This window comes from Shewanella sp. (assembly GCF_047975355.1).
In the GTDB taxonomy this organism is placed as follows: domain Bacteria; phylum Pseudomonadota; class Gammaproteobacteria; order Enterobacterales; family Shewanellaceae; genus Shewanella.
This window is the reverse complement of sequence record NZ_JBKEDJ010000040.1, coordinates 81,514-107,837: the sequence shown is the minus strand read 5'-3', so window position 1 is coordinate 107,837 and position 26,324 is coordinate 81,514. Positions and strand designations below refer to the sequence as shown.

Annotated in this window: 22 protein-coding genes and 1 rRNA gene; 4 read left to right on the top strand and 19 right to left on the bottom strand. The window is 49.9% G+C overall.

Annotation, left to right across the window (positions count from 1 at the left end):
• From ACK5NH_RS12435 to ACK5NH_RS12425, 3 genes are all read right to left on the bottom strand, one after another.
• Positions 1–149: ribosomal RNA gene (locus tag ACK5NH_RS12435) — 16S ribosomal RNA — on the bottom strand; the annotation flags it as partial.
• A gap of 648 nt (positions 150–797) precedes the next feature.
• The gene (gene secA, locus ACK5NH_RS12430) at positions 798–3,524 is read right to left on the bottom strand and encodes a preprotein translocase subunit SecA (protein ID WP_011718491.1); all 2,727 of its coding nucleotides are present in this window, start codon (positions 3,522–3,524) and stop codon (positions 798–800) included.
• 60 nt (positions 3,525–3,584) lie between these two features.
• On the bottom strand, positions 3,585–4,484 hold the full coding sequence (locus ACK5NH_RS12425; RefSeq protein WP_011624932.1) for a M23 family metallopeptidase: 900 nt from the start codon (positions 4,482–4,484) through the stop codon (positions 3,585–3,587).
• 27 nt (positions 4,485–4,511) lie between these two features.
• Between ACK5NH_RS12425 and ACK5NH_RS12420 the strand changes: the two genes are divergently transcribed.
• Positions 4,512–4,958 carry a DUF721 domain-containing protein gene (locus ACK5NH_RS12420; RefSeq protein ID WP_011718492.1) on the top strand — a complete coding sequence of 149 codons (447 nt, stop codon included), beginning with the start codon at positions 4,512–4,514 and terminating at the stop codon, positions 4,956–4,958.
• Between the two features lie 13 nt (positions 4,959–4,971).
• On the opposite strand, the gene lpxC is transcribed toward ACK5NH_RS12420, so the two are convergent.
• The 15 genes from lpxC to mraZ form a co-directional block, all read right to left on the bottom strand.
• On the bottom strand, positions 4,972–5,892 hold the full coding sequence (gene lpxC / locus ACK5NH_RS12415; RefSeq protein ID WP_374923586.1) for a UDP-3-O-acyl-N-acetylglucosamine deacetylase: 921 nt from the start codon (positions 5,890–5,892) through the stop codon (positions 4,972–4,974).
• A 180-nt stretch (positions 5,893–6,072) separates the two neighbouring features.
• Positions 6,073–7,254: a cell division protein FtsZ gene (gene ftsZ, locus ACK5NH_RS12410; protein WP_416920496.1), complete on the bottom strand. Its 1,182-nt coding sequence runs from the start codon at positions 7,252–7,254 to the stop codon at positions 6,073–6,075.
• A gap of 27 nt (positions 7,255–7,281) precedes the next feature.
• Positions 7,282–8,517 carry a cell division protein FtsA gene (ftsA, locus tag ACK5NH_RS12405; RefSeq protein WP_011073897.1) on the bottom strand — a complete coding sequence of 412 codons (1,236 nt, stop codon included), beginning with the start codon at positions 8,515–8,517 and terminating at the stop codon, positions 7,282–7,284.
• A complete protein-coding gene (locus ACK5NH_RS12400; protein WP_416920493.1) occupies positions 8,498–9,247 on the bottom strand; it encodes a cell division protein FtsQ/DivIB in 750 nt (249 codons plus the stop codon). The genes ftsA and ACK5NH_RS12400 overlap by 20 nt, the downstream gene beginning before the upstream one ends.
• 151 nt (positions 9,248–9,398) lie before the next feature.
• Positions 9,399–10,865: a UDP-N-acetylmuramate--L-alanine ligase gene (murC, locus tag ACK5NH_RS12395; protein WP_416920491.1), complete on the bottom strand. Its 1,467-nt coding sequence runs from the start codon at positions 10,863–10,865 to the stop codon at positions 9,399–9,401.
• A gap of 2 nt (positions 10,866–10,867) precedes the next feature.
• Positions 10,868–11,956 carry an undecaprenyldiphospho-muramoylpentapeptide beta-N-acetylglucosaminyltransferase gene (murG, locus tag ACK5NH_RS12390; RefSeq protein ID WP_416920489.1) on the bottom strand — a complete coding sequence of 363 codons (1,089 nt, stop codon included), beginning with the start codon at positions 11,954–11,956 and terminating at the stop codon, positions 10,868–10,870.
• The gene (gene ftsW, locus ACK5NH_RS12385; protein WP_011624927.1) at positions 11,956–13,167 is read right to left on the bottom strand and encodes a cell division protein FtsW; all 1,212 of its coding nucleotides are present in this window, start codon (positions 13,165–13,167) and stop codon (positions 11,956–11,958) included. The genes murG and ftsW overlap by 1 nt, the downstream gene beginning before the upstream one ends.
• Positions 13,157–14,476 (bottom strand): UDP-N-acetylmuramoyl-L-alanine--D-glutamate ligase, encoded by a 1,320-nt coding sequence (murD, locus tag ACK5NH_RS12380; RefSeq protein WP_011624299.1) that lies wholly within the window; start codon positions 14,474–14,476, stop codon positions 13,157–13,159. The genes ftsW and murD overlap by 11 nt, the downstream gene beginning before the upstream one ends.
• A gap of 6 nt (positions 14,477–14,482) precedes the next feature.
• Complete coding sequence (gene mraY, locus ACK5NH_RS12375; RefSeq protein WP_011624300.1) at positions 14,483–15,565, bottom strand: phospho-N-acetylmuramoyl-pentapeptide-transferase; 1,083 nt, start codon at positions 15,563–15,565, stop codon at positions 14,483–14,485.
• Positions 15,566–16,948, bottom strand: a complete 1,383-nt coding sequence (locus tag ACK5NH_RS12370; RefSeq protein ID WP_279770429.1) for a UDP-N-acetylmuramoyl-tripeptide--D-alanyl-D-alanine ligase — start codon at positions 16,946–16,948, stop codon at positions 15,566–15,568.
• Complete coding sequence (gene murE, locus ACK5NH_RS12365) at positions 16,945–18,426, bottom strand: UDP-N-acetylmuramoyl-L-alanyl-D-glutamate--2,6-diaminopimelate ligase (protein WP_416920486.1); 1,482 nt, start codon at positions 18,424–18,426, stop codon at positions 16,945–16,947. Before murE ends, ACK5NH_RS12370 begins: the two co-directional genes overlap by 4 nt.
• Complete coding sequence (locus tag ACK5NH_RS12360) at positions 18,423–20,174, bottom strand: peptidoglycan D,D-transpeptidase FtsI family protein (protein WP_416920484.1); 1,752 nt, start codon at positions 20,172–20,174, stop codon at positions 18,423–18,425. Before ACK5NH_RS12360 ends, murE begins: the two co-directional genes overlap by 4 nt.
• 13 nt (positions 20,175–20,187) lie before the next feature.
• A complete protein-coding gene (gene ftsL, locus ACK5NH_RS12355) occupies positions 20,188–20,502 on the bottom strand; it encodes a cell division protein FtsL (RefSeq protein WP_011624304.1) in 315 nt (104 codons plus the stop codon).
• A 12-nt stretch (positions 20,503–20,514) separates the two neighbouring features.
• A complete protein-coding gene (rsmH, locus tag ACK5NH_RS12350; protein ID WP_011624305.1) occupies positions 20,515–21,456 on the bottom strand; it encodes a 16S rRNA (cytosine(1402)-N(4))-methyltransferase RsmH in 942 nt (313 codons plus the stop codon).
• 30 nt (positions 21,457–21,486) lie between these two features.
• Complete coding sequence (mraZ, locus tag ACK5NH_RS12345; RefSeq protein ID WP_011624920.1) at positions 21,487–21,945, bottom strand: division/cell wall cluster transcriptional repressor MraZ; 459 nt, start codon at positions 21,943–21,945, stop codon at positions 21,487–21,489.
• Positions 21,946–22,463: 518 nt separating this feature from the next.
• Between mraZ and ACK5NH_RS12340 the strand changes: the two genes are divergently transcribed.
• The 3 genes from ACK5NH_RS12340 (at position 22,464) to ACK5NH_RS12330 (ending at position 24,664) form a co-directional block, all read left to right on the top strand.
• A complete protein-coding gene (locus ACK5NH_RS12340) occupies positions 22,464–23,171 on the top strand; it encodes a peptidase (RefSeq protein ID WP_416920481.1) in 708 nt (235 codons plus the stop codon).
• Entirely contained in the window at positions 23,168–24,247 is a 1,080-nt protein-coding gene (locus ACK5NH_RS12335; RefSeq protein WP_416920479.1) for a PepSY domain-containing protein, read from the top strand. Before ACK5NH_RS12340 ends, ACK5NH_RS12335 begins: the two co-directional genes overlap by 4 nt.
• Before the next feature lie 96 nt (positions 24,248–24,343).
• Positions 24,344–24,664 (top strand): hypothetical protein, encoded by a 321-nt coding sequence (locus ACK5NH_RS12330; protein ID WP_416920477.1) that lies wholly within the window; start codon positions 24,344–24,346, stop codon positions 24,662–24,664.
• A 73-nt stretch (positions 24,665–24,737) separates the two neighbouring features.
• On the opposite strand, the gene glpK is transcribed toward ACK5NH_RS12330, so the two are convergent.
• Entirely contained in the window at positions 24,738–26,222 is a 1,485-nt protein-coding gene (gene glpK, locus ACK5NH_RS12325) for a glycerol kinase GlpK (RefSeq protein ID WP_416920475.1), read from the bottom strand.
• Positions 26,223–26,324 lie beyond the last annotated feature (102 nt).

The window sequence follows — 26,324 nt, the reverse complement described above, 5'->3', positions numbered from 1 at the left end:
TCCCCCTCGACTGGGCAGATCCCTAGGCATTACTCACCCGTCCGCCGCTCGCCACCTCAGAAGTAAACTCCCTTGTGCTGCCGCTCGACTTGCATGTGTTAGGCCTGCCGCCAGCGTTCAATCTGAGCCATGATCAAACTCTTCAATTAAAAGTTTTGTGAACCCTAAGGTTCGACTCAATGAATTCTGATTTGTCGTTTCAACTCGAAAGTCAAAACAAACTGTACATATTGCTATGAACACTCATTCATTGATTTAAATTTTGATTACTCGCCAAACGGCAGAGTAATTTCGATTAACTCAACACCTGTGAGTGTCCACACAGATTTGCTTGATAAATTGTTAAAGAGCGTTGACCATCGCCTTATCACAAGTGATTTCAGCGGGTCAGGGCTGCGTATTCTACGCATTCCCGTTTTTGCGTCAAGTAGTTTTTGAAACTTTCTTTTCGCTCATCGAGGAGTGAATCACTCGATGAACTGGCACTTGAAATTGCGTATCGCTGTCCGCCGTGTCAGTGGATGCGCATTATAGGCAGCAGAACTTTTTGTGCAAGGGCTTTTTTCGGTTTTTTTGATCTTTTTTCAATAGTTTCAGTTAGTCACAAAATACCCACTATTTATCCTCAAACTTATCCACAAAACAGATAAAAGCGATTAATTTTAGTGCAGCTGAACTCGTTAGAATTTATAGCCGAAGGGTTTTATCGTCGGTGGAGAGTTAAAGCACTTGTTAAGCTGCAGGTATGAAAAAGGCGACTATCACAGTCGCCTTTTAGAATGAGTTCACGGATTGAATTAACTTAGCTTGCCGTGACACTGCTTATACTTACGGCCTGAGCCACAAGGACAAGGATCGTTACGACCCACTTTATCGCCATCGCGGATCATTGGCGTGTGAGCCATCATCTCGTCGCTACCATCATCTCCACCGACTAAGGCTTCGGCTGCTGCATGTTGATAGTCGCGTTGGATCTTGGCATCTTCTTCACGACGACGCGCTTCCATCTCTTCTACGTCTGACTGTGCTTGTACTTGTACCTTAGATAGCACGCTAATGACATCATGCTTTAAGGTCGACAGTAATTGTTGGAACAGTTCGAACGACTCGCGCTTATATTCTTGCTTTGGATTCTTCTGCGCGTAACCACGTAAGTGGATACCTTGGCGTAAGTGATCCATTGCCGCTAAGTGTTCTTTCCACAGACCATCGAGGGTTTGTAGCATGACGGCTTTTTCGAACTGGCGCAGTACTGGCGCACCGACCATTTCTTCTTTTGCTTTATATGCATCAGACCAAGAAGTGATGATACGCTCACGCAATGTTTCTTCGTGTAAGTCGTCTTCTTTATCCAGCCATTCTTGGATTGGCAGTTTCAGCATAAATTCTTGCTGTAAACGTTGCTCTAAACCAGGAACATCCCATAACTCCTCCACTGATTGTGGTGGAATGTATTGGTCAATCACCGCACTGATCACATCGTCTTGGATGTTTTTAATGGTGTCTTCGATGCTTTCGGCATCCATTAACTCGTTGCGCTGTGCGTAAACCACTTGACGCTGGTCGTTTGCGACGTCGTCAAATTCGAGCAGTTGCTTACGGATATCAAAGTTACGCGCTTCCACTTTACGTTGTGCGTTTTCAATCGCACGGGAAACCCATGGATGTTCGATCGCTTCACCTTCTTCCATCCCCAGTTTCTTCATCATGCCTGAGACACGATCCGAGGCGAAGATACGCATTAAGCTATCTTCCATAGAAAGGTAAAAACGTGAAGAACCCGCGTCACCTTGACGACCCGCACGACCACGTAGCTGGTTGTCGATACGGCGAGATTCGTGGCGCTCAGTACCTAAAATGTGTAAACCACCGGCGGCGACCACGGCATCGTGGCGCTCTTGCCAGTCGGCCTTAATTTTAGCTTTTTGCTCAGCGGTTGGATTCTCGAGGGCTTCGATTTCCATATTCCAGTTGCCGCCTAACACAATGTCGGTACCACGACCCGCCATGTTAGTAGCAATAGTCACAGCGCCAGTACGACCCGCTTGGGCAACAATTTCGGCTTCTTTTTCGTGGAACTTAGCGTTAAGCACTTGGTGCGGGATCTTCTCCTTCACCATTAAGCGCGCTAACAGCTCAGACTGTTCGATAGACACTGTACCCACTAGGACAGGTTGGCCACGTTCACGGCAATCTTTGATGTCTTTAATGATCGCTTGGTATTTTTCATTGGCGGTGAGGTAAACCAAATCCGCCATATCCTTACGCACCATAGGACGGTTGGTTGGCACAACCACAGTATCTAGACCATAGATGTGTTGGAACTCAAACGCTTCGGTATCGGCAGTACCTGTCATACCCGCTAACTTCTCATATAAACGGAAGTAGTTTTGGAAGGTAATCGATGCCAGGGTTTGGTTTTCGTTTTGAATACGAACGCCTTCTTTGGCTTCAACGGCTTGGTGTAAACCTTCTGACCAGCGACGACCTGGCATAGTACGGCCAGTGTGTTCGTCAACGATGATCACTTCGCCATCTTGAACGATATAGTCAACGTCACGCTCAAACAGGGTATGCGCACGCAGTGCGGCGTTCACATGGTGCAGCAGAGAAATGTTGGCCGCTGAATAGAGTGAGTCGCCTTCGGCTAACATGCCGCGCTCAATCAACAGGTTCTCAACCTTCTCTTGCCCACGCTCGGTGAAGTGCACTTGTTTGGCTTTTTCATCGATGCTGTAGTCACCCTCACCCACATACTCTTCTGAGTCTTCTTTATCTTGACGGATAAGACTTGGGATTAAGGTGTTGATCTTGATATATAGCTCAGAGCTGTCTTCCGCAGCACCAGAGATAATCAGTGGCGTACGAGCTTCGTCGATAAGGATTGAGTCGACCTCGTCGATCAGAGCATAGTGCAATGGACGTTGAACACGCTCTTGTGGCGAGAACGCCATGTTGTCGCGCAGATAGTCGAAACCAAATTCGTTGTTGGTACCATAGGTAATATCAGCGTTGTAGGCGTCTTTTTTCGCCTGCTGACCCAAACCTGCGACGTTAATGCCGACAGTTAAGCCTAAGAATTCGAACAGTGGGCGGTTATTCTCCGCGTCACGACGAGCCAAATAATCGTTGACGGTAATGACGTGCACACCTTTACCCGTTAGGGCATTTAAATAGGCAGGCAGAGTCGCGGTTAAAGTTTTACCTTCACCGGTACGCATTTCGGCGATGCGGTTACTGTCGAGCACCATACCACCGAGTAACTGCACGTCGAAGTGACGCATTTCGAACACACGCTTCGATGCTTCACGCACGGTCGCGAAGGCTTCCGCCATAATGCTCTCTAACGACGCTCCGGCCGCTAAACGCTCGCGAAACTCGGCGGTTTTCGCTTTAAGCTGTTCATCGGTTAATTTTTCATAATCGGCTTCAAGCGCATTAATCTTATTAACTACTTTTTGTAACCCTTTGAGGGTACGGTCGTTGCGACTACCAAATACTTTTGTCAGTAATTTACCAAACATCTGAATCACTTATTTTCTGTAGGCCAAGTCCATGATGGAAACTAGAAGCCAATGTTTCAATTAACCTGCCTTGCGGTAGACAAACTTCTGTGGATCTATCTGCTGTCCGCCACGCAACACTTCATAATGCACGTGAGCCCCTGTTGAGCGCCCAGTGCTTCCCATACTGGCGATGGTTTCACCTTTCGCGACCACATCACCTACAGCTACTGACAAAGCTTTATTATGACCATAGCGAGTACGTAAACCGTTACCATGGTCGATTTCGACCAATTCGCCATAGCCAAACATATTCCCAGCCCAAGTCACCACGCCTGCAGCAGTCGCGACAACTTTAGCCCCTTCTCGACCGGTAAAATCGATCCCTTTATGCATGGTTCGACGACCGTTAAAAGGGTCATTACGTAATCCGTAGGGCGACGATAACCAACCTTTATCGAGTGGGAGCCCTGATACATAACGTTCAGCATCTATATGGTGGTTAGATGACACTGTTTCAAGTAGTGATAGTTGAACATTATTGTTGTCAATTCGTGACGCCAGTTTATCCATATCATCGATAAGCTGACCAAGTTCGATATTCGAGCCTAATTCGCTCAAGCCACCCACACCCACTTCAGAGGAGAAATCAAAGTCTTCATCCAATTTGTTTTGTTTAGCGACTTGTTGACCTAAGGCCTCGAGACGGGTGATTTTGGCTTGCATGCGTGCAACATGGGTCGCCAGCATGGCTAGCTGTGACTCTGTGGCACTCTTTAGTTCTAAGACTTGCTTCTTTTGTTGTTCGCGTTGGATCCGATCGTTATCGACACTGGCTTGCTGATTTTCAAATTTAGCAGAGTTGTGTTGATAAATACCGGCACCAGTAGCCAACAATAGCATGGGAAGGAGCAACCAGCGTTTACTGGGTTGCCAGCGCGTGACGCCATTCCGACCTTGAATAAATACTGTTACACTCATAGCCTAATTCAGCCATCTTATTATCATATGAAAAAGCCCCCTCAGGATCTCAGCCAATTACTACACCAGTCAGGCACATTGCCCGATATAGCTGAGAAAGCGGAACTACTTTTATATCTGGATCAGCACGTGAAGCAGATTGTCGCAGGTCCTGTTGCGGAGCAGCTGAAAGTCGCCAATTTCCGCCAGGGTGTTCTTGTGGTTGAAACCACTTCGGCAGCATGGGCTGCACGGATTAATTTCCAAAAGCCGAAACTACTAGCGCAGCTTCAAGCAGAAACGCTCCCAATCCTTACCGCAATTGAAGTTAAAGTCAACCCGAGATTAGCATTGTATGACGCAAAGCCGAAACAGGCGCACAAGCAACTCAGTCCAGCTGCGGCAGAACATATTGCTGCGCTTGCAGAAAATGTGAGCGGAACACTAGGCGAAAAACTAAAACGGCTGGCCACATTGGCCAGCCGTAATAAGTAAACATCAAGCGCTATTAAGCGTAAACCGCGCCACCTGGCACAGTAAAGCTGACGGGAACATCGGCTTCTTTCTCAAAGCTCACCAGCTCCCACGCATCCTGCTGCGCCAATAAGGCTCGCACTAATTGGTTATTCAGTGCATGACCCGTTTTATAGGCAGTAAACTCACCAAGAATGGCGTGTCCTGCCACGTAGAGATCACCAAACGCATCTAAAATTTTGTGCTTAACGAACTCATCCTCATAACGCAGGCCGTCGGGGTTGAGGACGCGATATTCATCAAGTACAACCGCGTTTTCCATGCTGCCACCTAATGCTAGGTTGTTCGCACGCAGATACTCAATATCACGCATAAAACCAAAAGTACGGGCACGGCTGATGTCTTTAACAAAAGCAGAAGTAGAGAAGTCCATCACCACATGCTGTTGACTGCGAGCAATTTCTGGGTGAGCAAAGTCAATCTTGAAGTTGACTCTAAAGCCTTTGAATGGCTTCAGCTCGGCCCACTTATCACCGTCTTCAACACGCACTGGGCGTTTAATCTTTAAGTACTTCTTAGGTGCAGTCTGCTCTTTAATACCTGCAGACTGAAGTAAGAAGACAAATGGGCTCGCACTGCCATCCATGATTGGGATTTCAGGCGCGTCCACTTCGATTACGGCGTTATCAATGCCTAAACCAGCTAGGGCTGCAAACAGATGCTCAATAGTCGAAATACGAATACCTTCATCATTGACAAGTGCCGTGCACATAGTGGTTTCGCGAACTTGTTCCGCCTTTGCTGGAATAGCAACGGCAGGACTCATATCGGTACGCACAAGTACGATCCCTGTATTGACTGGTGCGGGCATAATGCTCAAGGTGACCTTGTTCCCAGAGTGCAAACCGACTCCGGTAGCTTTCACCATTTTTTGAACAGTTCGTTGAAATATCATTCAGTTACCCGTTTAGATTTCAATAATTAAGCCTAATATTTGCACACGCAGCGGCAGCAAAACGACCACATAGGTTCGACATGGTAACATAAGTTGACCATGTCATACAAATGTAGTCATTGGATGGTATTACCTCGCTAAGCAAGACACCACCCAAAACGCTGGACTCAAATACCCGTTTTAGTCAGCTTGCTTACGCAAAAACGCTGGGATATCTAAGTAATCCAATTCATGCTTTGTTGAAGGTGCAGGCGCCGGAGCTGGCGATGCAGGTAACACATTACCTTTTGGCGCCGCATAGCTCACATGAGTTGCCTCTTCGACATAAGCTTCTGCTTTTGGTTCCACAACGACTGGCTCTGGACGAGGCGCAGGCTTAGAAACCAATTGAATATCAGGACGCTTTTCAGCACCGATACCGGTTGCAACTACAGTTACACGCAGCTCGTCGCTCATTTCAGGGTCGATAACCGCGCCCACAACCACTGTCGCGTTGTCAGAAGCATAAGCTTTAACATGGTTACCCACGGTTTCGAATTCTTCGATGCTCATGTCCATACCTGCGGTAATGTTAACTAATACACCACGGGCACCGGCTAAGTCGATGTCTTCTAATAATGGGCTTGCGACAGCGGCCTCAGCGGCCTCTTCCGCACGGTCTTCACCACGTGCAACACCCGTACCCATCATGGCATTACCCATTTCGGACATAACGGTTTTCACGTCCGCAAAGTCGACGTTAATCAGACCTGGGCGAGTGATAAGCTCGGCAATACCTTGTACTGCACCGAGTAACACGTTATTCGCTGCGGCAAACGCATCGAGTAATGACGTACCACGGCCCAATACTTTTAATAATTTTTCGTTAGGGATAGTGATTAACGAATCCACGTGCTTAGCCAGCTCGCTAATACCTTGCTCGGCATAAGCCATACGCTTCTTGCCTTCGAAAGGGAAAGGCTTAGTCACAACGGCAACTGTTAAGATGCCTTCTTCGCGAGCAATTTGCGCAACCACAGGAGCCGCACCTGTACCCGTACCACCGCCCATACCGGCGGCGATAAAGATCATGTCTGAGCCTTTGATCGCCGCACGAATATTTTCGCGGTCTTCTTCAGCCGCGGCACGACCCACTTCTGGGTTGGCGCCAGCGCCAAGACCTTTAGTGACATCTCGACCTAATTGAATCGTTGAGCCAGCGCCTGATTTACGTAGCGCCTGTGCGTCTGTGTTGGTAACGACAAACTCAACACCTTCAATGTTGTGTTTGACCATATGTTCGACAGCATTACCGCCGCCGCCGCCAACGCCGATGACTTTAATCACCGCGTCGTCTGAGTGAGTGTCCATGATCTCAAACATTGTCTGATCTCCGTGTTGCCTGCGTTATTAAAATTCACCCTTAAACCAGCTTTGGACCCGATTCCAAGCACTGGTAACCCCTTGACGCTCAGGACGCTCGAATTGACGCTCAAGCACCCGTCTTGCACCGTAATGGAGCAATCCAACTCCAGTGGAGTAAATAGACTGATCCACGTATTCGTATAACCCTTTAACTGGCAATGGTGAGGCGACGCGAACTGGCATCCCAAAGGTTGCCTCCGCAATGTCCACCACGCCTTGAATCGACGCCGTACCGCCTGTTAGCACGATACCTGCGGCGATTTGATCTTCTAAACCACTGTCTTTCAGCTCCTTGAGCACTAACTCAAACAGCTCTTGATATCTCGGCTCAACCACTTCAGCCAGAGTGTGGCGCGACATGCTGCGTGATGGGCGACCACCGACCGATGGCACTTCGATACTGTCTTCGCGGCTCACCATGGAGCTGCGCGCACAGGCGAACTGCACTTTAATTTGTTCAGCATGTGACGAAGGTGTGCGGAAAATCTTCGCGATATCGTTGGTCACTTGGTTACCCGCAACTGGCACAACCGCGCAATGACGCAGTGCACCATTGGTGTACACGGCGATATCCGTCGTACCACCGCCGATGTCGACGATACACACACCTAAGTCTTTTTCATCGAAGGTTAATACCGCATCCGCCGACGCAATACCGGAGAACACTAAGTCATCGACCTTCAAACCACAGCGCTCGACACTCTTAGTGATGTTCTTCGCCATATCATTGGCGCAGGTCACTATGTGTACCTTGGCTTCCATCCGCATGCCTGACATGCCGATAGGGCTGCGAATGCCGTCTTGTACGTCAATCGCGTATTCCTGTGGTAACACATGCAGAATGCGACGTTCGGTCGGGATCTTCACCGAGCGAGCGGTGTGGATCACGTTGTCGACGTCTTCCTGTGTCACTTCTTCATCGTTAATCGACACCATGCCATTTTCGTTTTGACAGGCGATATGTTTACCGGAAATGCTCAGGTAAACCGATGATACTTGACAGTCTGCCATTAATTCCGCTTGATCGAGCGCGCGTTGCACACTGCGCACGATGGAGTCTAAATCGTTAACGCCACCTTTATCCATGCCCCTTGAAGGATGGTTACCAAGGCCGACTATGCTGATTTCGCCATCGGGCAGAACTTCGCCTATGATCACTGCGACTTTAGAGGTTCCTATGTCCAATCCGACGATCAGATTTCTATCTTGGTTTTTGGTCATTAATTATCGGCTCTCTTGTTTGTGCATCGCCCCAGCCTACGGCCAACCCTGTGTCGTAGCGCAAATCCACTCTGGCAATCGGTTTATCTTGTTTCGCCAATAGCGGATAAACAGTGATAAACCTTTGTATCCTTGCCATTTTATCTTCTCGACCTAGGTCTAAAACAATACCGTTACCTAGTGTCGCGTGCCACGCATGCCGTGGCGTTAAACTCAAATTGGCCAAGGTAAAGCCATTAATCTTCAGTAGCGAGTTAACCTGCGCGTAGGCGGTTAACACTTCGGTCCCCATATCATCTGGCCCAGATAAATAAGGCAGATGCTCTAGCTCAGGATGCGATGGTGCTTCAAACACTTCACCATGCACATTGAGCCAAGCGGTGCCATTCCAATGGGCGACCGGTTGTTGCTCCTGTAAATACACCCTGAGTTTCGCTGGCCATTCACGCCTCACTGACGCGCGATATACCCAAGGTAAGGCTTCTAACGCCTGTTGCACTAAGGTGATGTCTGCGCTGAAAAAACTCCGCTGCATTAAATCCTGTAGTGCAATTTGTATATCTCTATCCGTGGTGTAAGTCCGTTCACCTTTGATGGCCACAGCTTCAATGGGCAACGTATTGGCATCACTTAAAAATTTATGCAGTTGGTAGCCACCAAAGACAAAACTCCCAATGACTAACCATAAAAACCCAATTCCGCTCCACAGGTACCAATTAACCTGTGACATCCTCGCCCACCAGTGTCGCCTCTTATCACTCCAAGACACGTTTGTTTCCACCTTTCAACGACACTACTAAAAACCACAGAAAATCGGCCATTATATAGAGCTAAAGCCTCGGGTCAAAATTTCCTTTAAACCCGAGTTGTCCCGCAATACATCAAGGTTTTACCTCGGTTGTCGCAGCAGTGCTAAAGCCCAATTCAGAGGCGGCTAACTGGCGCGACAGGGCGCCTATATTACCCGCACCTTGGGTCAACAATAAATCCCCCTCCTGCAACACATCGGGTAGCACTTCGGCTAACTGATCTGGGCTGGCGATAAAGATGGGATCTAACTGTCCGCGCAAACGAATCGAGCGGCACAGTGCACGGCCATCGGCACCGGGGATCGGCGCTTCACCCGCGCTATACACCTCGAGCAATAACAAGCAATCTACTTGAGATAACACTTCAATAAAGTCTTCGTACAAGTCACGGGTACGAGTGTATCTGTGTGGCTGGTAGGCCATCACTAAGCGCTTGTCTGGCCAGCCAGCACGCGCCGCTTTAATGGTCGCCGCCACTTCGCTGGGGTGATGACCATAGTCGTCCACTAACATCACTTCGCCCTTTGGCGTCGCGAACTTGCCTAAGTGTTGGAAACGACGGCCAATACCCTGGAATTCAGCTAAGGCTTGAATGATGGCGCTATCATCGATTTCATCTTCTGTCGCCACGGCAATCGCCGCGAGCGCATTTAATACATTGTGCTGACCCGGCAGGTTAAGCAGCAGATCTAAATCTTCTTTGCCTTTACGTCTGACGGTAAAGCGGCATTGGTGACCCTGCTGATGGAAGTTCAGCGCCTGCACGTCGGCATCATCACTGAAGCCATAGGTGATCATATGGCGGCCAATACGCGGCATAATCTCGCGCACCACTGCATCGTCGATACACACCACAGCCACGCCGTAGAATGGCAGGTTATGTAAAAAGTCCACGAAGGTCGATTTGAGCTTTTCAAAGTCACCGCCGTAGGTGTCCATATGGTCGGCTTCAATGTTAGTCACCACGCTGACCATAGGTTGCAGGTGCAAGAAGCTGGCATCACTCTCATCGGCTTCGGCGATAAGATAACGACTCGTGCCTAAGCGAGCGTTAGTGCCTGCGCTGTTGAGCAAGCCGCCGATCACGAAGGTCGGATCGCGACCCGCTTGACCATATACACTCGCAATCAAACTGGTGGTCGTAGTTTTACCGTGAGTCCCCGCAATCGCCACACCATGGCGATAACGCATCAACTCGGCCAACATCTCGGCGCGGCGCACGATAGGAATACGCAATTCCTTCGCCGCAATAATCTCTGGATTCTCAGGATTAATCGCGGTCGAGACCACAACCACATCGGCTTGCTGCACGTTATCGGCTCCATGGCCGATATGAATTTTCGCCCCAAGCAGACAGAGTCTATCGGTGACTGCGTTTTGCGCTATGTCAGAACCACTGACTACATAACCTTCGTTTACTAATACTTCAGCGATCCCGCCCATACCCGCGCCGCCAATGCCGACGAAATGAATACGCTTAATCCGGCGCATTTCTGGGATCATACTTCTTAGCTGTAAGTATCTTTCTGTCTTAGTCATACTTATCCTTTCTCGGCGAGAGCGATACACACTTGGGCCACCTGCTCGGTCGCATCCAACACGGCAACATATCTCGCTCTTTGGCCCATTTGGGCTAATTCTGCTCTGTCATTGGCGAGTAACTGTAATTTACTCACCAGCTTATTCACGTCCAAGATGGCCTGCGGCAATAGGAAAGCGGCGCCAGCCTCAACCAATACTTGGGCGTTACGGGTCTGATGATCATCCACAGCATGGGGATAAGGCACCAGAATACTCGGTAGCCCCACCGCCGCTAACTCGGATACCGTCAGCGCGCCGGCTCGGCACAATACCACATCCGCCCAGCGATAGGCGGCTTCCATATCATCAATAAATTCGGCAACGTTAACGCCGCCATCCTGTCCCTGCTGTTGATAAGCCGACTTAACTCCAGCCAGATTATCCTTACCCACTTGATGCCAAACCGTAATCGACTGCTGTTTACTCAGCGCGGCAACCACTTCGGGCATTAAGTCGTTAAAGACTTTGGCGCCTAAGCTGCCACCAACCACTAAGACTTTTAGAGCATCATCCGCGGTTTGCTTAGGCTCGGCACCTAAGGCAATTAACTCACGGCGGATTGGGTTACCCACTACCTTTGCCTTGACCTGGGTAAAGGTATTTTTAAAGGCACACAGTACTTGGCTAGCAATCCGCGAGAGTAACTTGTTGGTCATTCCCGGAATGGCATTTTGCTCATGTAGCACTAAGGGCACACCCGCCAATTTAGCGGCCACACCACCTGGGCCACTGGCAAAACCGCCCATACCCAGCACCACATCGGGTTTAAATTCGGCAATCACGGCCTTAGCTTGCAGAATCGAGCGCACCACTTTAAAAGGCGCCGCCAATTTACGCACTAAACCATTGCCACGCACACCCTTGATGTCGATAAAATCGATATCGAAGCCATACTGAGGCACTAAACGCGCCTCCATACGGTCGGCGGTGCCTAACCAACGCACTTGCCAACCTTGCTGCGCTAAATATTTTGCCACCGCGAGCGCCGGGAACACATGTCCGCCCGTGCCGCCAGCCATGACTAAAATACGTTTACCTGCATCGGTCATTACTTCAATCTCCCTTGCACGGCCTGAACTAAACTCATACGCCGCTCATAATCGATGCGCAGCAATGTCATTGCCGCCGCCGTCATGACCCATAGACTACTACCGCCGTAACTCACAAAGGGCAGTGTTAACCCTTTAGTTGGTAACATACCAATGCTTGCGCCCACATTAACGACGGTCTGGAAACAGATCCAAATCCCGATGGCATAGGCCAGATAACCTTCGAAGGCTTTGTCCATCGCCAGGCATAAATTGCCGAGGCGAATGGCCCTCAATGCCACAAACAGCAGCACAGATAACACTGCGATAATGCCGATAAAACCTAACTCTTCACCGATCACGGCAAAGATAAAGTCGGTATGTGCCTCGGGAAGGTACTCCAACTTCTGAATACTGTTACCTAGGCCCTGACCAAACCAATCACCCCGGCCATAGGCCATTAGCGATTGCGTTAACTGATAGCCACTGCCGAACGGATCCTGCCAAGGATCTAAAAACGAGGTCACCCGGCGCATACGGTAAGGCTCGAGCAGAACCAGCGCCACGAATGCCAACACCCCGGCAAAAATCAGCGCGAAGAAGTCCAGCAAACGCGCGCCCGCGAGGAACAACAGCCCCACAGTACCGACGAACAACACAACCACAGTTCCTAAGTCGGGCTGCATCAGAATCAAAATCGCATAGATTGCAAATACCGCAATCGGCTTATAGAAGCCCTTAGCATTTTCACGCACTTCCTGATGCCGACGCACAAGATAGCCCGCCATGTACACAGAGAACGCAAACTTAGCGACCTCGGCCACCTGAATACGGATGGGACCTATGGATAACCAACGGGTCGCACCGTTGACTGTGGTCCCCACAACCAGCACCGCCAGCAACATCAAAAACACGCCTAGCAACATGATGGGGCTCATCCGCTGCCAAGTTTGCATCTCGACCCTCAGCACAAAAGCGGCAATCACTAAACATCCCAACAGATAACCCACATGGCGGGTCATAAAGTGGAAGGGATTGCCCGTCAGCGTTTGCGCCTCAGGCATAGAGGCCGACATAACCATGACAAAACCAAAGCCAATCAAAGACAGCACGGCCGTGAGTAAAGCCCGGTCGTACAATTGCACGCCCGGCACCTCGTTATCACGTTGCCAGTTAGGCAGTGCGTTCAGCACTCGCCCAAAAAGGCTGAGCTGTCTTGCATCACTCGCCATCGAGTTGCTCCACTTGGCTTCTAAAATCATCCCCACGAGCCATAAAGTTGCTGTACATATCTAGACTCGCACAGGCTGGCGATAGGAGTACGATATCGCCCGAAGTGGCTAACTCGGCGGCCTTAGCCACCGCAGCCGCCATAGAGTCCACCTTGATGGCCCCTTCCTTCAATGCGGCTATCTTATTACCATCGCGGCCTAAGGTGATGAGGTGTGTCACTTTCGTTAACGGCTCGACCAACGGACTGAAATCCGCCCCCTTACCATCACCACCGGCAATCAAAATAATGTCACCTAAGTGGTCGCTTAACCCATCGAGCGCCGCGACGGTGGCGCCAACATTGGTCGCCTTAGAGTCGTTCACATAGGTCACGCCCGCTTTCACACCGACCACTTCACAGCGATGAGAAAGACCTGTAAAGGTACGAGCCACTTTAGCCATGACTTGTTTATCCACACCCACCGCGTAGACCAAAGCCATTGCAGCGAGTAAGTTGGCATGGTTATGACTACCAATCAGCGATACTTCGGTGATCGGCATAATTTCACTGTGACCGTGATAAATCTTGCTATCACAAATGCCCCACTCGTCGCCCTCTGGCGGCGCTAAACCAAAGCTGTTTTGGTTCATCGGCTCAGTCGGGATAGTCAGCGCATCATCACGGTTAAAGATGATGGAGCGGCTTTGATGATACAGACGCAGCTTGGCCTTGCGATAGGCATCCATATCGCTGTATCTGTCCATATGGTCTTCGGTCACGTTCAAACAGGTCGACGCCACGCAGTTCAAGCTGTGGGTGGTTTCGAGTTGGAAGCTCGACAGCTCAAGCACAAAAATATCGGCATTTTCCGTCAGCAGATCGAGCGCCGGAATACCAATATTGCCACCCACTGCCACTGCCATGCCTGCTTCACGCAGCATTTCACCCACTAAGGTGGTGACGGTCGACTTGCCGTTTGAGCCAGTAATCCCAATCACACAAGGTTTACGGTCGGCAATCTCACGGGCAAATAGCTCTACATCGCCAATGACTTCAATCCCCATATCCAGTGCAGCGCGCACCTCAGGCGTATCAATCGCAATACCTGGGCTGATAATGATTTGCTTTGCTTGCACTAAGTAACGGCAATCGAATCCGCCCGCAATCAGCTGCACCTCAGGGAATGCGCTGGCAAGGGTGTCCGCACCTGGAGGTTGGCGACGGCTATCCATCACCAAGGGTGTGATCCCTTTTCCACACAAATAGCGCACTACCGAGAGCCCGGTGGCACCCAAACCTAACACTATGTGTGAATACTGACTTTGCATGAGCGATTACCTTAACTTCAACGTGGCTAAGCCGAGTAACACTAAGAAAATCGAGATAATCCAAAAGCGGACAATCACGCGTGGTTCAGGCCAACCTTTTAACTCATAGTGGTGATGGATAGGCGCCATGCGGAAAATGCGCTGACCACGTAATTTGTAAGAACCGACCTGCAGGATCACAGATACAGTTTCCATCACAAACACACCGCCCATAATCACTAATAGGATTTCTTGGCGAACTAGAACCGCAATCGCGCCTAAGGCTGCGCCTAAAGACAGCGAGCCCACATCGCCCATAAAAACCTGTGCTGGATAAGTGTTAAACCATAAAAAGCCTAAGCCTGCGCCCACAATCGCAGTACAGACGATCACTAGCTCACCCGAACCGGGTAAATGCGGAATGTGCAGGTAATTAGCAAACTGAGCATGGCCAGACAGATAAGCAATCAAGGCGAATGCCGCGGCCACCATTACTGTTGGCATAATCGCCAAACCATCGAGACCATCGGTTAGGTTCACCGCGTTGCTCGAGCCAACAATAGTGAAATACGCCAATACGATAAACACAGCGCCAAGCTGTGGCATCACATCCTTAAAGAAAGGCACGACTAACTGGGTTTCACCCGGGTTAGACGCGGTGGTGTAGAGGAAGAAGGCAATGATCAACGCCGCTAAGGATTGCAGAATATACTTCCAACGCGCGATCAGTCCCTTAGTATCTTTACGCACGACTTTGCGGTAATCATCAATAAAACCGATCATGCCGAAGCTGCCTAATACAAACAGCATCACCCACACATAACGGCTACCGAGATCGCCCCACAACAGCACACTGATAAAGATGGCACCTAAAATCATCAGGCCGCCCATAGTCGGCGTACCGCGTTTACTGAAATGCGACTCTGGCCCATCGTTACGCACGACTTGACCAATCTGCATTAACTGCAAACGCTCAATCAGTTTAGGACCCCACCATAAACTAAACATTAATGCGGTTAACAAGCCTAAAATGGCTCGAAATGTCACATAGGAAAATACGTTAAACCCAGTATGAAAACGGGTTAAATACTCGGCCAGATACACCAGCATCTACACTAACTCCCCACGCCCGAAGGCTACTGTTAGGCCATCCACGACCCGCTCCATTGCGGCACTACGTGAACCTTTAACTAAAACCGTCACCTGTCCCGGCAACTGGTTGATGTGTTTTATGAGTTTTTCTACTAACGTCGCCACGCTGTCATGGTGCTCCGCCCCGAAAGCTTGGCTAGTGTGCTGAGTTAAGGTGCCGGTACAGAACAGAGCATCGATGCCCTGTTGCTTTGCCAGTTGTCCCAGTTCAGCGTGTAAAAGGGGCGCATTGTCGCCTAATTCGCCCAAATCTCCCAGTACCAAACAGCGATTTTCAGAAATTTCCTTTAACCAAGCGATAGCCGCCCCCACTGACACGGGATTGGCGTTATAGCTATCATCGATTAAGCGAACGCGTCCTAATTGAGTTGGTTGCATGCGCCCCTTAACAGGGGTCAACTGGCTCAAGCCTTCAGCGATTTCCTTCAGGCTCAATCCCAAAGCAATACAAACACTTGCCGCAGCTAGCGCGTTGCTGACTTGGTGACGACCCGCGAGAGGCAGAGTCACTTCGCAGGACTCTCCCGCGTAGTTGAGGATGAAACGGTAACAGCCTTCGCTATTGGCTTTGTGGCCAGTGGCAATCACATCGATTTGACGTTTAGCCGCGCCTTCCTGCTGGGAGAAGCTTAATTGCTTATATTGTTTCGCTTTCACCCGCATCACATCGGCAAAGGCATCATCGGCATTGATAATTGCCGTGCCGCCGGGTTGCAGATGGTTGTAGATTTCCGATTTGGCCTGAGCGACACCCGCCTGTGAACCAAAGCCTTCTAAGTGGGCGCTGCCAACGTTATTGACTAACGCTACGTGAGGACGCACCAAACTCGAGGTGTAATCAATCTCACCTTTGTGGTTAGCACCAAGTTCAAACACCCCATACTTATCCTCAGGCGTTAAGCGCAGCAAGGTGAGTGGCACACCGATTTCATTATTAAAATTACCTGCGGTGTAAAGCACTTGATGCTTCGCCGATAAAATCGTGGCGATCATTTCTTTCACGCTGGTTTTGCCATTGGAGCCGGTTAAGGCCACACAAATGGGATCCACTTGGTCACGTACATAGGCACCAATCGCGCCCATGGCTTTTTGGCAATCGGCAACAATAAGCTGCGGCACATCGAAGGCCAATTGACGTTCAACCAGCAGTGCAACGGCACCATTTTCAATTGCCGTGGCCGCAAAATCGTGGCCGTCGAAACGCTCGCCCTTTAAGGCGACAAACAGGGTCGCTGGGCCGATTTTACGGCTATCGCTGCTTAATGCTTGGATGGTGACATCGTCACCGACTCGATGCGCACTTAAGTGTTGGCTCAGCGCCTCGAGAGAAATTGGGATCATTGGCTTTGCTCCGATAACTGACGTGCCAGGGCGCGCTCATCATAGTCATGACGCACACCTGCCGCCTCTTGGTAAGTTTCATGGCCTTTGCCCGCAAGCAGAATCACATCCCCAGGTTTAGCCTGTGCCACGACGCGTTTAATCGCAGCCACACGGTCAACCTCGGTCAGCGCACGCTCTGGGTGAGTCAGCCCTTGGATAATATCGGTAATAATTTGGTTAGGATCTTCGCTACGAGCATTATCGCTGGTCACCATAATGCGGTCGGCAAATTGCTCCGCCGCTTGTCCCATAAGCGGACGTTTGCCCTTATCACGGTCGCCGCCACAGCCAAATACGCACCAGAGCTCTCCAGCACAGTGACGACGCAGAGCATTCAGCGCCTGCTCAATCGCATCCGGGGTGTGGGCATAATCGACGACTAAGGTGATGTTGTCCGCGGTAGTAAAACGTTCCATACGGCCAGCCACGGGCACTAAATAAGGCACTTTGGCGGCCAGGGCACGCATATCCACGCCCTGTAAATACAAGGCAGATAAAGCAGCGAGTAAATTCGAGAGGTTAAAGGCACCTAATAAAGGAGAACGAATGTCGATTTCGCCCTCGGGCCAGACTAATGTCGCCTGCACGCCTTGATCGTTAAATTGGGCATTCTTAGTGTAAAACGCCGCCTCGGTATGCGCTTCAATGCTAAAGCCCCACATTTTCGCGGGGACATTTGCCAGCTCGGATAACCAAGCGGCTCCCACGGGATCATCAAGATTCACTAAGCCGTGACGCAGGGCCTCGAAACGAAACAGCATTTGTTTGGCCGCGGCATAGTTTTCCATATCGCCGTGGTAGTCCAAGTGATCACGGGTCAGGTTAGTGAATACCGCCACATCGAAGGGCACTGCATCAACTCGACCTTGGACTAAACCATGACTTGAGACTTCCATCGCACAGGTATTAACGCCTTTGTCTGCAAACTCATGTAGTTGGCGCATCAGAGTAATGGCATCGGCGGTCGTATTACCGCTATCGACTAACTCGCCCCACAGGCCATTACCGAGCGTGCCCATCACCGCCGCTTTACCTTCAAGCAACGTCACTAATTGCGCGCAGAGCTGACTGGTAGAGGTTTTACCGTTGGTGCCGGTGATCCCGACAATGCCCATAGACTGGCCTTGGACAACGGGATAACGCACTGCGGCAACCGCTGACACTCGTTTCGCTAACTGATAAAAATAAATCTGTACGCCTTGCTCAGTCGCAATCACCTTGCCTTGTTCTTCAATGCTATCCGTATGCACTAACACCGCAGTCGCACCTTGGGCTAAGGCCTTATCGATAAATTGACGACCATCGACCTTATGGCCAGGCAGCGCTAAAAACACATCGCCGCGACGTATTGCGCGGCTATCTAAAGTCAAATCTAAGAAGGTTTGTTCGCCCGCATAGGGGAACCAAGGCGCTAATAGATCCCTTAATAACATCATTCAGTTCTCCCGGCGAGTCCCGCCAATTGCACCTGTTCTTTATCGGAAATGGGTTCGACATTTAACATTTGCAGTGCGCCTGACATCACCTTAGCGAATGCAGGCCCTGCCACTGAACCACCATAATAGAGATCGCCCTTTGGCTCGTTCACCACGACCACGATCGCGAGTTTAGGATTATTCACGGGCGCCACGCCAGCAAATAACGCAACATAATCATCGCCATAACCACCGGCTACTGCCTTACGACTGGTACCCGATTTACCCGCTACTGGATAACCATCGATATGGGCAAGCGTACCTGTACCGCCTTTTTCGGTCACACCCACCATCATTTGCAGCACATCGTGAGCCACTTCTTCTGAGATCACTCGCTCACCTTCGGGCGGCTTTTTCAGTTTTAAAATCGATACTGGATATAAGGTGCCGCCGTTACCTAAAGTCGCGTACATCCGCGCCAATTGCAGCGTTGTAGCCGTTAAGCCGTAGCCGAAGGATAAAGTCGCGCGCTCAAAATCAGACCAGCGGTGGCGGTCTTGGATCAAACCCGCGCTTTCACCCGTGAGGTTAATCCCCGAGAAGCTGCCTAAGCCCATGGATTGATAAGTGCCTAATAACTGCTGCACTGGAATAGACAGGGCAAGTTTACTGATCCCCACGTTACTGGATTTCGCCAGAATACGTGCCAGCGTCATATCGCCATAGTTTGCCGCATCCCGTACTTGGCGACCGCCTAAACGCATCCAACCCGGAGAGGTTGGGATCACATCGGTAGACTTAACCGTGCCCGCTTCTAATGCCGCAGCAACCACAAAAGGTTTAATGGTCGAGCCTGGCTCGAAGGTGTCCGTCATAGCGCGGTTACGCATTCTGAAGGTTTGTAGATTGTCGCGCGAATTAGGGTTGTAGGACGGCGTATTCACCATAGCCAAGACTTCGCCAGTATGGATATCGAGCACCACAATCGAGCCAGAGGTCGCTTGGTTCATCTCGGTAGTGCGCTTTAACTCACGGTAAGCAAGTTGTTGAATACGTTGGTCGATACTCAACACAAGATCATTTGGACTCTCGCCTTCCTGAACGATATCGAGGCGCTCAACCACATGGCCATCGCGGGATTTACGCACTTTTTGCTTGGAGGGTGTACCTGTAAGCCAACTGTTGTAGGCGTTTTCGACCCCTTCAATACCGACATCGTCGATATTGGTAATGCCAATTAGCTGGGCGGTGATCTCACCACCGGGATAGTAGCGGCGTGACTCGGACTTTAAAAACACCCCAGGCAATTTAAGCTGAGTGATGTAGTCAGCTACCGCGGGAGTCACTTGGCGTTTTAGGTAGGTAAAACGTTTGGTTGGATTGCTGCGCACCTTTTCGAGCACATCTTCCACGGGTTCGTGCAATACGTCCGCCAGCGCTTGCCAGCGGCGCATATCGGTAAAACCATTGTTATCATTGACTTGTTTAGGGTCGGCCCACACGGCACGCACCGGCACACTCACCGCCAGCATATCGCCGTTACGGTCGGTGATTAAGCCACGCTGCACCTCACGACTGGTGGTACGCAAGGTACGCATGTCGCTCTCGTGACGCAATTTATCGGGCTCAATAATTTGAATATAAGCAGCACGACCCACAAGGCTCGAAAACATCGCAAATACAAAGCCAACCACGACGTATAAACGCCAGTGGATCAGTTGTGGCTTTTGCTTTTTGCTGGCCTGTTTGGTTTTTGCTTGCCTAGTCATATCTTCCCTATGTTCACGGCACCTTTACCACAACTTCTTCGCTGGGTAAGGGTCGACTCATGTTGAGATCCTTTGATGCAATCCGCGTGATCCGGCTGTGCTCGGTCTGGGATTGCTCTTCCAATAATAAATTGCGCCACTCGATATCTAATCTGTCACGCTCCTGCAGTAGCTGATCCCATTGGGTGGTGAGCTTACGGCTCACATGGCTGGTATAGACAACAGCCACAGCATTACTGAGCACGAGCAGTGCGAGTAACAAGATCCATTTGTGTTGCCACAGGTCGTTTAATACTATCCGTGGCAGATTTAATGAGGGCTTACTCACTTTGTTTGCCCTCTAGTAATCTAATCGCTCGGCAATGCGTAACACTGAGCTGCGCGCTCTGGCATTGCGTTCAATTTCCTCATCGGAAGGCATAATCGCCTTACCTATGGCGCGCAATTTACGCGACTTGTTAATTTGATCTTCGGTGATTGGCAGACCGTGAGGCACGCTCTCACCTTGGCTATGGCGACGAATAAAACGTTTTACGATGCGATCTTCCAGAGAGTGGAAGCTGATAATCGATAAACGTCCCTGTGGCGCGAGTACGGTTAATGCACCTTCAAGCGCTTGATCAATTTGATCTAACTCACTGTTGATATAGATACGAATCGCCTGAAACACCCGAGTTGCAGGGTGTTTGTTACGCTCTTTATTTTTGGTGATCCGCGCAATCAAGTCGGCTAAATCTTTGGTACGTAAAAACGGGGTTTTATCACGGTCAGCCGCAATACAGCGGGCAATGTGGCGCGCATTTTTCTCTTCGCCATAGGTTTTAAATACCCACGCCATGTCTTCAATTTCGGCGCGCGCTAACCACTGGGCCGCCGTTTCGCCTTGGCTATTATCCATGCGCATATCGAGTGGACCATCGCGCAGGAAACTAAAGCCACGTTCGGCATCATCGAGCTGCGGAGAAGACACGCCTAAGTCGAGTAACACGCCATCAATCTTGCCAACCAGACCAAGCTCTTCGACGTAATCGGCTAGTTGGCCAAAACCACCATGTACGATTTGAAAACGGGGATCATCGGCGAATTGTTTAGCCGCTTCAATGGCTTGAGGATCACGATCGATCGCAATCAAACGTCCGTTTTCACCCAGTCTTTGCAGCACTTGTCTTGAATGACCACCGCGGCCGAACGTGCCATCGATATAGATGCCATCGTCTTTGATGTTCAAACCGCCGACCGTTTCTTCGAGCAGAACGGATAAATGGGCAAATTCTTGACTCATTACTCTCTTCTTATTTAGTTATGCGACTCGTTAGAGTGAAAAATCCGCCAGACGCTCGTTATTCGCGAGCTCCTCGCTTCGAATCGTTTCCTGACACTCATCAATTTGCTGCAGCCATGCTTGCTCATCCCACAGCTCAAACTTGTTTAACTGTCCCACCAGCATGATGCGCTTATCTAAATTGGCGTATTGCCTTAGCGGCGGTGGCAGTAATATGCGCCCGTTGCCATCGAGTTCCACCTCATGGGCATAACCCAGCAACATGCGCTTAAGGGACCGTTGGGTTTTGTCGGTATCTGAAAGCTTGAGTAACTTAGCTTCGATCAATTCCCACTCGTGGAGGGGATAAAGGAGTAAACACGCAGATTGAATATCAACTGTGATGACGATGCGGCCTTGGTGCTCTAGCTGCAAAGGTTCGCGGTATCGCACTGGAATAGCGATCCGTCCCTTTGTATCTAAGTTGATAGCACTGGCTCCACGAAACACGCTAATTCATCCTATCCTTTGATTTTTGATCCACAAATATCCACTATTTCCCACAAATGCTAAGTTTAGGGATAGTAGACAAGCATTGTCAAGGGATGGGATCCTTTTATAAAGCCAGTCGGCAAGCGGGTTAGCAGCATGTTGGTCCCATAACTTAGCGACAAAGTTTTGACAAAAAGATCAGCTTAAAATCTGTTAAACGGTGGAAACTACAGGAATAAAAAGCGGACAAAAAAACAGCAACCTTTTGCTTTCAGGCAGTTGCAGTGAAATATTTACCCTAACGTTTCGTTAAATGTGGGATTTTACCCCCTAGGCAAATCACGCTAGACTCATAGAGCACAACAAAATAGACTCAATTCTTACATCCACATAAGCTTATAGACCGTCAATTTTTAGCATAAATCGCTGAAATATTATTTTTTATTGCGGATTTATTCTGCAATTTAGGAATACTTTTATTTCACGATTGCGAGGAAGATCAAAACTCCCATGGGATTAACTCAAAGTATGACGCTATGACAACCACTCAGATCCGTACCTGCCACAAGTGGTTTGCACTGATTGCCGCGATGCAATTGCTGATCTGGTTAGCAACTGGCGCTTATATGGTGTGGATGGATATTGAATTTATTCGTGGCAAGCCACTGGTAAACAAGGCAAACACTGCCATGTACCAAGTGAAGGCACCCGCTTACAGTTTCGCGGACTTCTTCAAGACTCACCCCGATGCCACAGAGATCAGTCTATATACTTATCAAGACACACTCTATTATCGCGCCAAAATAGCGGGGAAATTACAGCGCTTTAGCAGCGAGACTGGTGAAGTATTACCGCTACTCGATAACCAGCAAGCGCTCGCCGCCGCAGAGCTGGTCTATACCGGCAAGGCTAAGTTTGCCCACTCAACACTCATAGAGCAGAGCGCACCGAGTGAAATCCCTACACGTGTTCTGCCCGTTTGGCAGCTGGAGTTAGACGATGCCATGCACTCGACACTCTATATCTCAGCAGTTACAGGGCAAATGGTGAGTGCTCGCCATGATTATTGGCGACTCTTCGATATTATGTGGATGCTGCATATCATGGACTACGAGACTCGGGAGAATGTGCAGAATCCGCTACTCACGATAATGAGTACACTCGCCCTGCTAACAGCACTCTTCGGTATCGCCTTGGCTTATATCAGTTTTAGAAGCATCCCATCCCGTGAGGAGCAAATATGAGCTTCTCAAATAAGTTGAATGCGAGCACAACAGGTTCTAAGCGCCCAATTAGTTTAGTGCTGCAAACCTTACATAAATGGTTAGGGCTTATCCTTGGCCTGCAATTATTCATTTGGATCGTGACAGGGCTGACCTTTAACCTGATCGACGAGCCGTTTCTGGATGCTAATCAATATCGCACCGCCGAGAAGGCGTCGAGTATCAGTACAGCACTCGCCCCCACGGCGAGCCTACTGCAGATATATCAAGCCGAAGGTATTATCGAACTTAAATTAACCTCAGTGCTCGGCCGCGCCGTGTACACACTCACAACAACCCAGCAGACCCGCTGGGTTTGGGCTGACTCCCTCGAGCCGCTATCCTTAACCAATGCAGAGATACTCACCCTGGCCAAGGAGAGTTATTCTGGCCCCGGTGAACTCAGTACACCACAGATTCTCAACCGCGAAACGCCATTCGATGCCAGCGGCCCGGTGGTAATGCTGACAGCCTCAGACGAAGTCGGAACACGCATTTACATAGATACGGCCTCGGGTACGGTTCTTGCCCACCAAAATCGCCAATCGGATCTCAAAGATTTACTCTTTATGCTGCATTTTATGGACTATTCCCCTGACAACGGCATTAGTTTTAACCACTTATTGGTACAACTCGTCAGTATCGGCGCACTGTTTTTAGGTCTTTCGGGGATTTACATCCTTGGGCATAAATTCCATCAAGGTCAGCTATCTCTTCCATTCTTAAGACGAAAAACCGCCATAGGAAAGCTGGCGCTTTATACTCAAGACGCTCAACCACTTGCCGAGTTTACCGATCTCAATGGCACCTATTTAGAGAGCATTAATCAAGGGCAGGAAAGATTAAGAACCCAATGCGGCGGTGGCGGACGTTGTGGTCTATGTAAACTGAGGTTTGTCGAAAAGCCACCTGCGCCCAACGACTATGATCTGGATAAACTCACCGCCACCGAGCTAACACAAGGTATCCGCCTGAGCTGCCAACACGAGGCAAGTCCTAGCAAACTTGCACTAGTCACTAAGGCGCAACACAGATATTGGCCGCAGTCAGAACACTAGAGGAGTGTCGCATACAGGCCTAAAACGGCGTATAGTCTAAATATTAATCAATCCCAGCCGATAAAGGGTTAAGAGGTAGCAAACCAAGGAGGCGCTATGAGTGGATTGGACAGTCTTTACGCTATGCTGGCACAGCCAGTAAAACCCGTATTTACCCCCAAACGGGTCGTCGATCAGGTTAGCGGTGCGACAGCCAATGCGCCCGATAGCCATGAAACACCGCAGTCGCAATTACCCCCAACCTTAGATGTCAAAGTCAGGGAAAGACGCAAAAACAACAATGCCAGCCGCAATAAAAAACGCCGCGCCTCGGACAAACAGCAAGACTTGAAAGAGGGTATGGTGTTTGAAGTCACCGACGATACCGCTGACACAGCGCAACCGCCAAATAAACACATTATCGATATCGAAGTTTAACGTACTGGCGTTAAATGAATAAGGCGCAACCTTAGGGTGCGCCTTATTCATTTCAATCTATTAATATCAATAGCTAAGAGCGCGTTCTTGCCACCGCATCCTGCCAGCCCGTATACAACCGCTCCCGCTGAAGCGTATCAATATTGGGTCTAAAGTGTTTGTCGATACAGGCTTTATGCTCGAGTTCGGTCACTGAGGTCCAAAATCCAACCGCCAGCCCCGCTAAAAAGGCTGCGCCAAGGGCAGTGGTTTCGCACACACTCGGTCTTAACACTTCAACATCGGTAATATCCGCTTGAAATTGCATGAGAAAATCATTTGCAACGGCGCCACCATCCACTTTAAGGGATTTAAGCCGCTCACCGCTGTCCTTAATCATGGCATCGAGTAAATCCTTACTCTGGTAGGCAATCGACTCTAATGCCGCGCGGATAATATGATTACGGTTAGCGCCACGCGTTAACCCAAACAATGCGCCACGGGCATTGGGATCCCAATAGGGTGCGCCAAGCCCCACAAAGGCTGGCACTAAATACACACCATTGGTATCCGCAACTTTAGAGGCAAAATATTCGGTATCACTGGCATCGCGAATCAATCCCAGCTCATCCCGCAACCATTGAATCGTCGCGCCGCCCATAAATACAGAGCCTTCGAGGGCGTAGTTCACTTCACCTTGGGCGCCTACCGCTACTGTGGTTAATAATCCATGGGATGAACGTACGGCTTTATTGCCTGTATTCATTAATAAAAAGCAGCCAGTGCCATAAGTATTTTTAGCCATTCCCGGCTCGACACAAAGCTGGCCAAAGAGCGCCGCCTGTTGATCGCCCGCGATCCCCGCGAGTGGAATTTCACTGCCCTCCCCGGCAATACGAGTTGTACCATAGACACTGCAGGAAGGTTTGACTTCGGGCAACATAGCCGCAGGAATATCGAACGCCTCGAGCAGTGTTGCGTCCCAACTTAGGCTGTGGATATTAAACAGCAGCGTACGGGCGGCATTGGTGGGATCGGTCACATGCACTTTGCCTTCGGTGAGTTTCCACAGCAACCAGGTATCGACTGTGCCGAATAAGAGCTCGCCTCGTTTGGCTTTCGCACGCGCATCCGGCACATTATCGAGGATCCATTTGATCTTAGTGCCTGAAAAATAAGGGTCGAGCAGGAGTCCCGTATTCTCCCGCACATAATCTTCTAAGCCTTGGGCCTTGAGTTGCTCACAGATCTCTGAGCTGCGGCGACACTGCCACACAATGGCGTTATAGACGGGTTTGCCAGTGGCTTTTTCCCAGATAATGGTGGTTTCGCGCTGATTGGTGATACCAATGGCCGCCACTTCATCGCTGTGAATACCCGCTCTGGCAAGGGATTCGATCAACACCGAACTTTGGCTCGCCCAGATCTCCATGGGGTCATGCTCCACCCAGCCGGGGTTTGGGTAAAGCTGAGTAAACTCCCGCTGCGAGACGCTGACAATATTGGCATCGTGGTCAAACACAATCGCCCTTGAGCTGGTTGTGCCTTGGTCTAACGCCACTACGTATTTTTTCTGCACACGACTATCCTATTTGTCCTCTGCCATATTCAAATCGGCAGATTCTTAATGACTCATTGATTATGCTCTGAATATATTCGCAATTGGCGGCCATGACTAGCC